The following is a 13231-nucleotide window of genomic DNA, read 5'->3' on the forward strand; positions in this document are numbered from 1 at the left end:
AATTTGTGACTTGAAAGTAGAGATGATCTGGATCAATTGTTGCCCGTATGTAACTTTAAGTTTGCTATTTATGGCTGATAGCTCTCATTTTTGGTGAGGTAGTGTAATTTGTCGCCATATAGATAGCTCAGACGCATTTTTATAGAGATAGGTATTGCGCGGTGAGAAAAAATCCGTAATATACGCGGTCTCAGCAGGAATTACTCCTCGTTGAGAGCTCGGTGAATAGCGCAGCTTGGTAGCGCATCTGGTTTGGGACCAGAGGGTCGGGGGTTCGAATCCCTCTTCACCGACCACACAAAGAAACCCCGCACATTGTGCGGGGTTTCGTCGTTTTAGGGAAAGACAAAGCAGTCGTGTACGGAAGCCCGCCGCGCTGTAGATCCAGTCCGCCGGAAGCCTGGTAGCATCATGTCCCTTTTCACCGACCATATTAGGAAAGCCTGTCAGAAATGACGGGCTTTTTGTGTTTCTACAGTATGTACTCTTGCCCCTTCAATATTTCATCAGATTATATTTTCTTGTTGTTATTTTTTTAGTGAATAAGTTGCGGTATACGCAAAAGTTGTCTAAAAATTAACCACTCTTTACGAGGGAGGATTTTGTGATGTTAGGCAAGCCGATTGTCTGGTGTAGCACCGTCTTATTGTGCATGAGCCAAACCATTCATGCAGAAGAGAACAACGACGTTACACTGACGGTTGGGGATGTCATTGATAAGCGAGGAGTTTTATCACCTAAAGGGACTTGGTCCTTAGAAGGTTCTCTTAGCTTTACACAGAACTCCTCTAATCGCGTCTCTGTTGTTGGTTATACCGTGCTTCCCACTTTAATTATTGGCCGCATAGAGGTCAGTGATGCAGATTTTGTGACGACTACTTTTGGTTTAACTGCGCGATTAGGGCTAACTAACGCGACGGAGTTTGAACTACGTTTGCCTTATGTTTACCGTAATGATCAGATAACAGTGAGACCAATACAAGATGGTTCTCCTGATGTGATTAACCGCTCAAATAGCGGCGGGGCAATGGGGGATTTAGAGATTGGTTTACGCCATCAATTTAATTTTGACAGCACACCCTATTGGATTGGGGGACTGAGACTAAAAACCAGAACGGGTCGCTCTCCTTATGACATTGATATTGATGAAACTACAAATACTCTAGAGGACGTCTCCACAGGCTCAGGGTTTTGGAGTATTGAACCTAGTCTTACTATGCTTTACCCGACGGATCCGGCCGTGCTATTTGCTAACATTGGGTACATATACAATATTGAGGACAACGTGGAGGTGGGTAGTGACAGTCAAAAGATTGATCTAGGGGATACCATATCAATTGGTGGAGGGATGGGGTTTGCTGTCAATCCAGACCTATCGTTCTCAATAGGAGTGACCCACAGAACCATTCTAAAGAGTAAGATCAATGGACAAGAAGCGGATGATGCTAAGCTTTTACATTTAGATTCTTTGACGGTAGGGGTAAATCTAAGAATGAATCCACGCTCATCTTTAAACATCAGCGCTCAAGCCGGGCTGACCGAAGATACACCAGACTTTCAACTATCGGTAAGAGTACCTTATTACTTCTAGTCAGTTTAGTATCTATGCTGAAGTAAAGATTCTTTCAAGCGAAGATCATCTCTGATCTGTTTATTAACACTCTCTACTCGAGCATCCACATCGACAACAGTATTAAGCCCAAGAACACTATCATCCAAGGTGTTTTGGATGATATTGATAATGCTTGGTCCAGATATATCAGGCTTGGGCAATTCTGCTTCCTCCGATTGACGGCTTGTGCTGCCAATGACATTACCTTCTCCAACCTGAACCACATTGACAAGACTAGCGTTATTTGGATTATAACCTTCGCCATTAGACGTTGGTTTGGCGGTCAGAGTGCCATTGTGAAATACGAGATTAGCAATAGTTGTTTGATAGATGTTTTTTCCGTTGACCGCAGCCGTGATGCTTATGCCAATATCAATGACATAGTCGTTGCTAAGCTGAAAGCCGCCCCTCAAGGTCGACAGAGTGGTGTTGTCGGCGATTTCAATACCAGCTACATGGATCTCATCTGCGTGTAAGGTACTGACGGGAAGTAACAACAACCCGAACGCTACTATTAACTTACTCGTCATTATAGCCACTCCTAATAGTCCCCAGTAATGGGTAGCGTGATACTAAACACCCCTAGTGAATCACGTGAAACGCCTGTTTCTAATGGTGAGGCATTGTAGATTGAAAACTCATCATCTGTAATGAAGCCTGCTTTGCCCACTTCTGCTTCATTACGCACTATTAAGGTGAGCCCCTGATAATACTGATCGAAGTGTTCAACAGGCATAACCATAGTTCCGCGAGAGGGATCCCCAATAACAATATTGTTCTCACTTATCCCTCTAATGACAACAAAGTGCATATAGCCATCGAAATTAACTAAGGTTATTCCAGGAACTCCAATGCTACGGAGTTTTTGTAAGCTAATATGAAAGCCATCTGCCTTTAGGCCCAAAGACTCAAGGTAAAACTTCATGTCTAACAGGGAAAAGCCTTGTTGATTGATGAGATTCTTGTCTCCTTGTTCATACATCACATCAAAGATATCCTGCTCTTTGGCAGGGCGTTGATAATGAAACTGCAACAAAGAAGCCAGAGCCGCAGAGCCGCAACTGAAATCATATTGCTGTCGATAAACATCACCAAAAACCAGTTCTTTGTAGCTTTTGACTGGCACTGAATAGTTAGCTCTGTGTGGCAGAAATTCAATAGCAAAGGTTGATGCCGACAGTGTCAGCACCAACCATGCTAGGGGTCTTCTTATCCTTTTCATCTTGCTATTCGATACTCAAATTGACGACGGTTGAATTCTGAATCAGTACGTTGTTACCTGTATTTTGAATAACGCTGGAAATACCAGAGCTATTAGACAACGCTCCCGAAGACAGAATATTGTTACCGCTAACTGTGTTGCTTGCTGTGTTGCCGACGCTTACGCCATCGACGTCAGAAGCTAAACTCGTAAAATCGAGTTCTACAGACTGCTTACCTCTAGACTGCTCCATCACCTCGTTGGCAACAGCTACGTTGGGCAACACGAGTTCTTCAGCGTGCACAGAGAAGGTCAACATCAAACTGATCGTGCACAGTGTCAAACGCATCATTATCTCCTAGCCAACTTGGTTCAGTCGGTTAAAACGTTGGCATTGGTTGTCACGTTTTGTTGGACTAAGGAATTAGCTCCAGCATTTTGAGTCACTGTAGTAATACCAGCTGCACCACCAAATCCACCAAGGTTATTGGTATTACTCATTCCAGCTGCGCCACCGGGTCTTCTTCCAAAGCCACCACCTGAACTTAAGCTATTACCACTTACTGCACCAATTTGAGCTGAGTTTGCGATAACGACGTCAGCATCTAAGGTGATAGTGTTATGACTGTTCTCATAGTTAGCACTGGAATCAGTATTAAAACTATCTTTTGCATCATTTCTGGTAACTGTGCTGTTATCTGATTTGTCGGTCATACTGTTGTCTGACTTTTCATTAAAGCTGTCTTTGGCATGATTGCTAGCGTCATTTTTGACAACACTACTGTTGTCCGATTTGTCTGTAGTGCTGTTGTCTGACTCATCGTTATAGCTATCGGCTACATGAGTACTAGCATCATTTTTGACAACACTACTGTTGTCCGATTTGTCTGTTGTACTGCTGTCTGATTTGTCAACCATACTGTTGTCTGAATTGTCAGTCATACTACTATCAGAGCGATCGTTGTAACTGTCATCAATGTTGGCACTGTCTTCCCATTGGTTATTCCCATTGCCATCATCAACATAGTTATCATCAACTTCTACACTGTTAGATGGGCTGGGTGAACCATGTCTGCCACCATCAGCTAACGCATTGCCGCCTAGAAAAATTGACGCCAATAGCATAGCGATTGCTGTTTTATAAAGACTCATAATAAGTACCCCATTTATCCTTGCTTGTTTAGTTAAGGGTTTTACAAAAATACGTCGTTACTCTCACTTCTCCTCGAGAGCAATGAGATTATAGGCAAGGCAAAACTGAGTGTTAGAGGTGAAGGCTTTCTTCTGAAGTTAAGTAATGTTATTCAGAATAAAACCATTAATAAACAAAGTGTTAAGAAGTTTTTTAGCAAGGTTGCTTAGAGTATGAAAACTCGTGTTAAAAAAGGCTGAGTAAGTTTGAATTTAAGTTTTAGCATCGCCTAAATTAAGGGAAATCTAAATTAAAGTATGAGGCGTAGTATTAGCAGATAAAACAGTTGCTTGAAATTTGAGAGGCTTATAAATAGGCATAGATAGATTCTGAATAGTAGTACTTTTGATGATAGTTGTAATGGGATATTCATCTAACTCTCAGCTTTCCCCCTTTCTGTTGAGAGCTCTTTAAACTATATTTACTGTACGAATTTTAATCAACCTGGTGAGGGTGTGGCGCGTTGTCGGTTGTAGTGTGAGCCACTAAAAAATACTAGTCATGAACACGCGAACTTTGTTGATCCTTGCGGAAAAAAATCTGCAAACTAGCCTTATAGAAAAGCAGCTTTCTGCCAATACAAACCTGAATGTACATACTTGCCTGCCTGAAGAAGCCATTATCAACAGTCAAACTCTCGTAACTGACCTGGTTTTGATAGAGCACAGTTACTTGCGTGATATCGACAACAAACAACTTTTACCCGACTTTGACATGTTAAGTTGGCCTCTTATTGTGCACAACGTTCCTGCCACGCCACTGGATGAAGAACTTCTGCGTTGGAAGTTGCTAAAAGGAGTGCTCCTTAAAAATGCGATAGTTGAGCACATCAATGAAAGCATTGAGTACATCTTCAATGGAGGCCTTTGGCTACCTAGGCCCTATATGGAGCGATTAGTATCGAACTATCGTTGCTCAGATCTCTCTTCGGAGCCACACGATTCGGATTTAACCTCTAGAGAAAAGCAAATTTTAGAGTTATTGGCTTATGGCATTTCGAACCAGCAGATAGCGACGCGATTGTTTCTCTCAGAGAGCACAGTAAAAAGTCACATCTACAAGCTGTACAAAAAGTTAAATGTTCATTCGCGCCATGATGCAATCAAGTATGCACGTATGAATGACTACTCGCTAACGAAATAGCCACAAGTCCCTTCTCATTAAAATAGACAATATCCTTTAATTTCATATTCTTATTATATATAGGCGTATAGTCTTCTGTTGCATTACGTCGGTCACACTTTTCAATCAATCTCTTCAGATTGGCTACATTTACTATCGTGTTTCTCTATTTCATCATAATCAAGGTCTAGTATTGGGTGTATCAGTATCAAGATTACTTTTGAGCTTGTAAGGACATTAGCGAATGATTAAAAACGCTCTCACAATCCCGCTACTAATCGCTGTTTCGTTTCCTTCATTGGCCGAGGATTCTGACAATATTACGTTTTCTCATTTTTACGGTGGAATCAAACTAGGGTCTGCGAACTATGGTGATTTAGGCTCAGGTGTAACAAGTGTCACAGATGTGGATGACTCTCCATTTGCGTGGGGAGCTTTTTTTGGTGTTCAAGTTCTGCCATGGCTAGCTTTTGAGCTGGGATATCATGATCTGGGCGAAGTGGAACTTAAGGATGTACCGGGTAGTTATGATGCTAAAACGCTTGATCTGACAGCGAAGGGCTCTTATGAAATGGTTGAACGTCTTTCTATCTTTGGCAAGATAGGTTTTCAGGCTTACGAGTGGAGCGCCAATGGTGAGAATGTTTTTGAAGACGATCAAGGCTGGACTCCGCACTTAGGTGTTGGGCTTGAATATCAATTTCATAAAAACTGGTCTGGCGCCGTTGAGTACACATGGTATAACGATATTGGTGGTCCAGATATTAACTACTATGGTATTTCAGCCACTTACCACTGGTTCTAACAATGCCCCAAATTGCGGTGTAATTCGAGAAATGGAATGACGAGTGATACTTAAACAACGATTACTTATTTGGTGGGATAAATACCTTTCGAGATACGCGTTGGTGTTAGCTAGAACCAACGCATTGCTTTTGGTATTTGCATACTCAATTTTAGTTTATTTGGGCTATCGAGTGCTTGGAGAGCATGCACTCACTGATCAGCTTGTTGATTTTATTTACTTCCTTGCCGTCACTGGTTCAACCGTTGGATATGGTGACATGTCTCCTTCTACGCCCAATGGCCGCCTATTCACTGCCTTTTTTGTTATACCTCTATCGTTAGGTTTATTTGGTGTCATTATCGGCAAGGTCATCAGTGCGTTTTCGACGTTCTGGTTTCGTCAATTTAAAGGGAAACACAACGTGAATTTTACTAACCATATTGTGATTATTGGCTACAATCGCGACAGAACGCCACATTTAGTGCAAATGCTAAAGCGAGAAGAAAGGCAGCGTAAAATTGTTCTTATCAGTGTCCAAGAACAACAAAACCCACTCGGTGATGATGTTGAATTTATCAATGCACATAGTTTTACTGAAGAAGATGATTTAAAGCGAGCGAACATAGATAAAGCGTCGTGCTTGGTTGTCGATACAGATACTGATGAAATGACATTAACCATTTCTTTGTTTGTGGCTAGATTGAACCCTGATGCCCACCTAGTTGCCCACTTTAAGGATGATGTGAAATGTCAGATCCTGTCAGCACATTATCCAAATGCCGAATGTATATCAAACCTCTCTACTGAATTACTCGCCAAATCGGTGATAGATTTTGGTAGTAGCTTTGTCCACAGCGAGTTGGTATCAGCCCACAAAGGGCAAACTCAATACAGTATAGCGGTGCCTGAGGGGGTACCTGATTTTGAGTTGGAAAAAGTATTTCTAGATTTCAAACAGAATTTCGAAGCAACGATTATTGGCAGTCGTAATTCGACTGGAGAGGTCAATATAAATCAGAAGCTCAATACCGTGATTAAAAGCGGAGAGATTTTATTCTACATTGCTGATGAGAGAGTCGAGTTTTCAAGCTGGCCTAAGTAAAGAATGACCAAGGCCATTACATTGAGGCAACTTGTGCTACTCGTTTGTTATGTTCTCTTTCCAATAGGCGTATAGGCCTTCAATATCAGAGGAGCAAAGTAATTTCATAGCTTCTTTGATATGTAATTCGCTCCATTCCCACCATTTCATCTCGATAAGTTGAGTACGCTGATGTTCGTTAAAGCGATAACGGATATGTTTTGCTGGGTTCGCACCTACAATGGAATAGGGCTCTACATCTTTGGTTACCACGGCGCGACTCGCAATGATGGCACCATCGCCAACTCTGACACCACTCATGATCATCGCTTCAGTACCAATCCAGACATCATTGCCAATGACAGTATCACCTGAGCGCTCAAAGCCATCTTTGGCATCCATAAAGTTGTCATCATCTTGATAGAAAAAGGGAAATGTACTGGCCCACTGATTCTGATGACCTTGATTGCCGGCCATCATAAACACGGCTCCTGAACCGATCGAGCAATAGCTGCCGATGATCAATTTGTCCACGTCATCTCTATCAGGAAGTAAGTAACGAGCGCAGTCATCAAAGCTGTGTTTATGGTAATAGCCAGAGTAATAACTGTGTTTACCGACAATGATATTGGGGTTAGTAACTTGCTCTTTGAGTGTTTTCCCCATGAACGGGCTTTCAAAAAAATGGGTCATCTGGTCGCTCTCTTAAACTGATTGATTAAAAGTACTGTGTAAAATCAGAACTTTCAACACCTTAAAGATGGCATCATAGATAAACCACTGATGATAACGTTTACATTTAATCTGTGCCTTATCTATTACAATGGATTAATCCTTACGGGGAGGTTTTTTTCTTTTTTGTGGAAACGTTTACACTCTTTGAGTTTGATCACGGATCGATCCTGTAATTGATTGCTAAACTGATTGGCAGTTGAGCAATTTAATGTACAGAGAGGTTATTGTGAAAGTACTCGTTACAGGTGGTTTGGGATATATAGGAAGTCATACTTGCGTGCAAATGCTAGAGGCAGGTATGGAACCTATCATCGTAGATAACCTTTGCAATGCAAAAGAAGAGGTTCTGCTACGCATTGAGGCTTTGACTGGGACAAAACCAAAATTTCATCTTGGGGATATCCGAGACGAATCCTTTTTAGGTAGTGTGTTTTCACAACATGACATCGCAGCTGTTATTCATTTTGCTGGCTTAAAGGCGGTGGGTGAATCAGTGGCAAAACCTCTTGAGTATTACGATAACAACGTTAATGGTTCGTTGGTGCTGTGTCGCTGTATGAGGAAAGCAGGGGTGACGAGCTTAGTATTTAGTTCTTCCGCTACTGTATATGGTGACCCTGAGATCGTCCCGATCACCGAAGACTCTCCGACTGGCGCAACGACCAATCCTTACGGCCGCAGTAAATACATGGTAGAGCAGTGTTTATCGGATCTGTTTGATGCAGAGAATGATTGGAGCATTACCCTGTTGCGCTACTTCAATCCTGTCGGTGCTCATCCAACAGGGAGTATGGGGGAAGACCCCCAAGGGATCCCTAATAACCTGATGCCGTTTATTGCCCAAGTTGCAGTTGGACGCCGAGAAAAATTAGCGGTATTTGGTGATGATTACCCAACGCCAGATGGCACAGGTGTTCGCGATTATATTCACGTTATGGATCTTGCTGATGGACATATAGCCGCATTAAAAGCAGTTGGCAAAGAAGCAGGCTTGCATATCTATAACTTAGGTACCGGCAGGGGTTCAAGCGTATTGGAAATGGTTGAAGCATTTGCTAAAGCGTGCGGTAAACCTGTGCCGTATGAAATCTGTCCTCGTCGCCAGGGAGATATTGCTGAGTGTTGGGCAAGCACGCAAAAGGCGCAGCAAGAATTGGGTTGGAAGGCAAGTCGCAGTGTAGAAGCGATGACCGCTGATACCTGGAACTGGCAATCGTGCAATCCTCAAGGTTACGAATAAAGAGAACAATTATGTCAAACATTGAATTTAACCCAGTAGACCACCCTCATCGTCGCTATAACCCATTAACAGGGCAGTGGATATTAGTTTCACCACACCGTGCAAAGCGCCCTTGGAGTGGTCAGGATGAGAAACCATCGACACAAGAGTTGCCTAGCTACGATAAAGAGTGCTTTTTGTGTCCAACCAATACTCGTATTTCAGGGGATGAAAACCCTGATTATGATGGCACTTATGTATTTAGTAATGATTTTGCTGCCTTGATGCCTGACTCCCCTGATGCACCACAATCGGATAACCCCTTGTTTAAGACCCAAGGGGTCAGAGGCCTAAGCCGAGTTATCTGTTTCTCTCCAGATCACAGTAAGACGCTACCCGAATTACCTACGCATAAAATCAGGGGCGTAATTGATACTTGGAATGAGCAGATTGAAGAGCTGGGTAAAGACTATTTATGGGTACAGGCCTTTGAAAACAAGGGTGAAACAATGGGCTGTTCACAGCCACACCCACATGGTCAAATTTGGGCGAACAGCTTCTTACCCAATGAGATTGAGCGTAAGGAAAAACACTTGAAAGAGTATTACCAGCAACAAGGCTCAAACCTGCTGGTGGATTACGTTGAAGCCGAAATAAAAGATGGATCTCGTACTGTTGTTGAGAGTGAACATTGGATTGCTGTAGTGCCTTACTGGGCGGCATGGCCTTTTGAAACTATGCTTTTGCCAAAAACACACATTCGCCGAATGAGCGAACTAACCGACGAGCAGCGTGATGATCTTGCTGTAGCGCTCAAGAAGCTCACAAGCCGTTACGATAACTTGTTTCAGTGTTCATTTCCTTATTCTATGGGCTGGCATTATGCCCCTTTCTTTGAAGAGGGAACGGACATAGAGCATTGGCAGTTACATGCTTTGTTTTATCCGCCGTTACTGCGCAGTGCCACTGTGCGTAAGTTTATGGTGGGTTATGAGATGCTTGCGGAAAGCCAGCGCGATCTCACCGCAGAGCAGGCTGCACAGCGTCTGCGTGACCTCAGTGATGTGCATTACAAAGAACAATAATAACCCTAGAAAAAGCGACTGATTCAAACAGGTTTAGAGCAGTTGCTTGCAACAATAAAAATTAGAGAAAAATCCTATGTCTGAACTTATTCAAAACGTGAAAGCCTCTTTCGAACAGGTACTTAACTACAAACCAACTCATATTATTCAAGCTCCGGGTCGCGTGAACCTGATTGGTGAGCATACTGATTACAATGACGGTTTTGTTCTTCCTTGCGCTATCAACTACCAAACCATGGTTGCTGCAGCTAAACGTGATGACAATATCGTTCGTGTGATATCTGTTGACTATGACAATGCTGTAGATGAATTTGATATCACCCAAGAGATTGTATTCCAACAAGACAAAATGTGGGCTAACTATATCCGAGGCGTGGTGAAGTGTTTATTGGGCCGAGGTTTTAAGTTTAAAGGCGCCGATATTTCGGTAACGGGTAATGTGCCGCAAGGTGCTGGGCTAAGTTCATCGGCAGCACTGGAAGTGGTTATAGGTCAAACCTTTAAGGAGCTTTATCAATTAGAGATCAGCCAGGCTGAGATTGCTCTCAATGGTCAGCAGGCTGAGAATGAATTCGTGGGCTGTAACTGCGGCATTATGGATCAAATGATCTCTGCAGAAGGCCGTGAAAATCACGCTATGTTGTTAGATTGCCGGAGTCTGGAAACGAAAAGTGTATCAATGCCCGAAGACATGTCAGTGGTTATTATCAACTCTAATAAGAAGCGGGGGCTTGTTGATAGTGAGTACAATACTCGCCGTGAACAGTGTGAAGAGGCGGCTCGTATTTTCGCAGTTAAGGCTTTACGTGACGTAACGATCGATCAACTTGAAGGTAAAGCCTCCGAGCTCGACGAAGTAGTATTTAAACGTGCTCGCCACGTTATTACCGAAAACAATCGCACACTAGAGGCCACTGACGCACTTATTGCGGGTGATATGAAGCGCATGGGGGAGCTAATGGCTGAGTCGCATGCGTCTATGCGAGATGATTTTGAAATCACCGTTAACGAAGTCGATACCCTAGTGGAGATTGTTAAAAATGTCGTGGGCAGTGCTGGTGGTGTTCGCATGACAGGTGGTGGCTTTGGCGGTTGCATTGTCGCACTAGTGCCACCTAGCCTAGTAAGAGAAGTAAAGTCTTGCGTTGAGCAACAATATGAAGCGGCAACAGGCCTTAAAGAGTCAATCTACGTCTGCCAAGCCAAGCAAGGTGCATGCTTAGTCGAACTAGCAACCTCTTGATTTTAGCTCTAAACACTCTAGCTGAAAATTTGTTGAAAACATTTGATGGAAAAAAAGGCGGTCGGGTAGAGTGTTTATTTTCATAGTGAAACGTTATCATTTAAATAAAACTTAATAATTTCTAGTAATGCCAACTTCGTCATATACTCTCTCCATCGAGGCAAAACACGAAACAAATGACTAAGAGATTGGAGCAGATTATGAAGATGAATCACGTAGGTATCATGGTTGGTGATATGGACAAAGCAGTTGAGTTTTACACTAAAGCGCTGGGTCTTAATATCGTAATGAACAACACTAAGGTTATTGAAGAGCGCGAAACTGCTATTGGCCGTATGTGTATCGCAGTATTCGGCGAAGGCTTTAAAGGCTTTAACATTGCACACCTTGTCACCTCTGACGGCATTGGTGTAGAGATGTTCGAAATGAAAGAGCGCCAACAGCGTCACGAAGTTGACTTCTCTCGCCTAGGTATCTTCCACTTCTGTCTACAAACTGATGACTTTGAAGGTGCTATCGCTCGCACAGAACAATACGGCGGTAAGGTTCGTATGGACATCATGCGCTACCACCCAGAAGATGACAGCAAGCCACAGAAAATGGTGTACCTAGAAGACCCGTTTGGCAACTTGTTTGAGCTTTACTCGCACACTTACGAAGAAACTTACGCTTCTGATTACTCTTAATCGAGATAGTGAGTGAAATGAAAAAGGATTGGCTATTGCCAATCCTTTTTTGGTTTTGACGAAGATTAAATGACATTAGTTCAGTACCTTCTTCTCTCTGAATAGGTCAACAGACCCTAGTGCTCACTCCGATGTGTAAATAAGCGTACAGCGCAACTATTTTACTGATCCGGAAGTAACGCCTCAACTTGGCGAAGTAGATCTTGTATTTGTTGCTTTTGATAGTGAGTTTTTATTTTTGGTTTGCTGCTCTCACGCTTTATGAGGTCTACAGGAATACGAACTTGTTTCAGTGGGTGCTCAATGAGAGGGTCGTGATTTTTTAATTCGATGGCGAGAATCACGGCTTGTTGTCCAATTTCAGTAAAGTCCTGCTTCACCGTGGTTAGGGGAGGGTTGAAGTAACCACTGTCTGCGATACCATCAAATCCAACGACAGCCACTTGCTGGGGAACCTCGATGTTCATTTCGTTTAGGGCTCGCAGTGCTCCCAAGGCCATCTGGTCATTGGCAACCAATATGGCATCAAAGCTCTTTTGTTTTGCTATCGCTTCTCGAACGGCAAGGTACCCACTTTGAGCCTGCCAGTCTCCTTGATATTGAAAAACCATCGACTTATTTACGTCACTCAGCGTACGGAGCCAACTTTCTTGTCGAATCTTAGAAGCACTGGATTTGCTCGGTCCTGTGATCAACAAGAATTGCTCTCTGTTACCTTCCAATAGATGGTGTACGGACTGTGCCGCACCGTCAGCATGCTCGCCATGGACAAAGTGTACGGGTGTCCCGTCTGGTACATCGATGAAAATCAGGTGCAGGCTTTGAAATTGTTCAACAAGTTGGACGGCATCGTCTGAGGTTAAGGGGACATTTAGAATCACACACTCCACCTGTTGGGAGATTAACTCTCTAATGGATTGTTGAATGTTTTCTAGTGTTGGGTTGGAAACCACTGAGAAAGCCGTACCGAAATGCAACTCATGAGCTTTCATACGCACCCCGTTGGCAATAAGCGCCGCACCGTGCAAAGCCATATCAAGAGTGATCAAGCCAATGCTGGTGGATTTGGCGCGGCTGAGCATTTGTGCTCCCTTGTTGGGAACGTAGCCGAGTTGCTTGATTGCCAGATTTACCTTTTGGCGAGTACTTTCTGCGACATTTTCTGATCCATTAGTGACTCTAGATACGGTTTGTGTCGAAACACCCGCAAGTTTTGCTACATCTTTAAAGGTGACACTCACTCTGCGTTTCCTCAGCTGATTTTCTGT

General features: G+C 43.1%; 14 protein-coding genes and 1 tRNA gene. 9 read left to right on the forward strand and 6 right to left on the reverse strand.

The window, feature by feature from the left end; all coding sequences use genetic code 11:
* Nucleotides 1-219: 219 nt before the first annotated feature.
* Together D5I41_RS11565 and D5I41_RS11570 are read left to right on the forward strand one after the other, a co-directional pair.
* A tRNA-Pro gene (locus D5I41_RS11565) sits at nt 220-296 on the forward strand.
* Nucleotides 297-607: 311 nt separating this feature from the next.
* Nucleotides 608-1591, forward strand: coding sequence for a transporter (locus D5I41_RS11570; RefSeq protein ID WP_119009904.1), 984 nt, complete (start codon nt 608-610; stop codon nt 1589-1591).
* A gap of 5 nt (nt 1592-1596) precedes the next feature.
* Here the strand turns inward: D5I41_RS11570 and D5I41_RS11575 are convergent, their stop codons facing one another.
* The 4 genes from D5I41_RS11575 to D5I41_RS11590 are packed head-to-tail and all read right to left on the reverse strand — an operon-like array spanning nt 1597 to nt 3965.
* Nucleotides 1597-2142 (reverse strand): hypothetical protein, encoded by a 546-nt coding sequence (locus tag D5I41_RS11575; RefSeq protein WP_235868904.1) that lies wholly within the window; start codon nt 2140-2142, stop codon nt 1597-1599.
* Between the two features lie 11 nt (nt 2143-2153).
* Complete coding sequence (locus D5I41_RS11580) at nt 2154-2834, reverse strand: C39 family peptidase (RefSeq protein WP_162892827.1); 681 nt, start codon at nt 2832-2834, stop codon at nt 2154-2156.
* A gap of 4 nt (nt 2835-2838) precedes the next feature.
* Complete coding sequence (locus tag D5I41_RS11585) at nt 2839-3162, reverse strand: carbon storage regulator (RefSeq protein WP_119009905.1); 324 nt, start codon at nt 3160-3162, stop codon at nt 2839-2841.
* A 23-nt stretch (nt 3163-3185) separates the two neighbouring features.
* Nucleotides 3186-3965: a hypothetical protein gene (locus tag D5I41_RS11590; protein WP_119009906.1), complete on the reverse strand. Its 780-nt coding sequence runs from the start codon at nt 3963-3965 to the stop codon at nt 3186-3188.
* 541 nt (nt 3966-4506) lie between these two features.
* Here D5I41_RS11590 and D5I41_RS11595 point away from each other — a divergent pair.
* From D5I41_RS11595 to D5I41_RS11605, 3 genes are all read left to right on the forward strand, one after another.
* The gene (locus D5I41_RS11595; RefSeq protein WP_119009907.1) at nt 4507-5148 is read left to right on the forward strand and encodes a helix-turn-helix transcriptional regulator; all 642 of its coding nucleotides are present in this window, start codon (nt 4507-4509) and stop codon (nt 5146-5148) included.
* A gap of 223 nt (nt 5149-5371) precedes the next feature.
* Entirely contained in the window at nt 5372-5932 is a 561-nt protein-coding gene (locus D5I41_RS11600) for an outer membrane beta-barrel protein (RefSeq protein WP_119009908.1), read from the forward strand.
* A gap of 43 nt (nt 5933-5975) precedes the next feature.
* The gene (locus D5I41_RS11605; RefSeq protein WP_119009909.1) at nt 5976-7016 is read left to right on the forward strand and encodes a potassium channel family protein; all 1041 of its coding nucleotides are present in this window, start codon (nt 5976-5978) and stop codon (nt 7014-7016) included.
* A gap of 36 nt (nt 7017-7052) precedes the next feature.
* Here the strand turns inward: D5I41_RS11605 and catB are convergent, their stop codons facing one another.
* Complete coding sequence (catB, locus tag D5I41_RS11610) at nt 7053-7688, reverse strand: type B chloramphenicol O-acetyltransferase (RefSeq protein WP_119009910.1); 636 nt, start codon at nt 7686-7688, stop codon at nt 7053-7055.
* A gap of 268 nt (nt 7689-7956) precedes the next feature.
* On the opposite strand from catB, the gene galE reads away from it, so the two are divergent.
* The 4 genes from galE (at nt 7957) to D5I41_RS11630 (ending at nt 11963) form a co-directional block, all read left to right on the forward strand.
* Nucleotides 7957-8970 (forward strand): UDP-glucose 4-epimerase GalE, encoded by a 1014-nt coding sequence (gene galE / locus D5I41_RS11615; protein WP_119011500.1) that lies wholly within the window; start codon nt 7957-7959, stop codon nt 8968-8970.
* An 11-nt stretch (nt 8971-8981) separates the two neighbouring features.
* Nucleotides 8982-10034 (forward strand): UDP-glucose--hexose-1-phosphate uridylyltransferase, encoded by a 1053-nt coding sequence (locus tag D5I41_RS11620; RefSeq protein ID WP_119009911.1) that lies wholly within the window; start codon nt 8982-8984, stop codon nt 10032-10034.
* Nucleotides 10035-10110: 76 nt separating this feature from the next.
* Complete coding sequence (gene galK, locus D5I41_RS11625; protein WP_119009912.1) at nt 10111-11277, forward strand: galactokinase; 1167 nt, start codon at nt 10111-10113, stop codon at nt 11275-11277.
* A 200-nt stretch (nt 11278-11477) separates the two neighbouring features.
* Nucleotides 11478-11963 (forward strand): VOC family protein, encoded by a 486-nt coding sequence (locus D5I41_RS11630; RefSeq protein WP_119009913.1) that lies wholly within the window; start codon nt 11478-11480, stop codon nt 11961-11963.
* Nucleotides 11964-12124: 161 nt separating this feature from the next.
* On the opposite strand, the gene D5I41_RS11635 is transcribed toward D5I41_RS11630, so the two are convergent.
* On the reverse strand, nt 12125-13204 hold the full coding sequence (locus D5I41_RS11635) for a LacI family DNA-binding transcriptional regulator (RefSeq protein WP_119009914.1): 1080 nt from the start codon (nt 13202-13204) through the stop codon (nt 12125-12127).
* Nucleotides 13205-13231: the final 27 nt, after the last annotated feature.

This window comes from Vibrio superstes (genome assembly GCF_003569005.1).
GTDB classification, from domain to species: Bacteria; Pseudomonadota; Gammaproteobacteria; order Enterobacterales; family Vibrionaceae; genus Vibrio; species Vibrio superstes.

Coding starts and splice junctions, on each gene's coding strand:
- D5I41_RS11570 (WP_119009904.1), top strand. CDS start 608: ATGTTAGGCAAGCCGATTGTCTGGTGTAGCACCGTCTTATTGTGCATG.
- D5I41_RS11575 (WP_235868904.1), bottom strand. CDS start 2,142: ATGACGAGTAAGTTAATAGTAGCGTTCGGGTTGTTGTTACTTCCCGTC.
- D5I41_RS11580 (WP_162892827.1), bottom strand. CDS start 2,834: ATGAAAAGGATAAGAAGACCCCTAGCATGGTTGGTGCTGACACTGTCG.
- D5I41_RS11585 (WP_119009905.1), bottom strand. CDS start 3,162: ATGCGTTTGACACTGTGCACGATCAGTTTGATGTTGACCTTCTCTGTG.
- D5I41_RS11590 (WP_119009906.1), bottom strand. CDS start 3,965: ATGAGTCTTTATAAAACAGCAATCGCTATGCTATTGGCGTCAATTTTT.
- D5I41_RS11595 (WP_119009907.1), top strand. CDS start 4,507: ATGAACACGCGAACTTTGTTGATCCTTGCGGAAAAAAATCTGCAAACT.
- D5I41_RS11600 (WP_119009908.1), top strand. CDS start 5,372: ATGATTAAAAACGCTCTCACAATCCCGCTACTAATCGCTGTTTCGTTT.
- catB (WP_119009910.1), bottom strand. CDS start 7,688: ATGACCCATTTTTTTGAAAGCCCGTTCATGGGGAAAACACTCAAAGAG.
- D5I41_RS11620 (WP_119009911.1), top strand. CDS start 8,982: ATGTCAAACATTGAATTTAACCCAGTAGACCACCCTCATCGTCGCTAT.
- galK (WP_119009912.1), top strand. CDS start 10,111: ATGTCTGAACTTATTCAAAACGTGAAAGCCTCTTTCGAACAGGTACTT.
- D5I41_RS11630 (WP_119009913.1), top strand. CDS start 11,478: ATGAAGATGAATCACGTAGGTATCATGGTTGGTGATATGGACAAAGCA.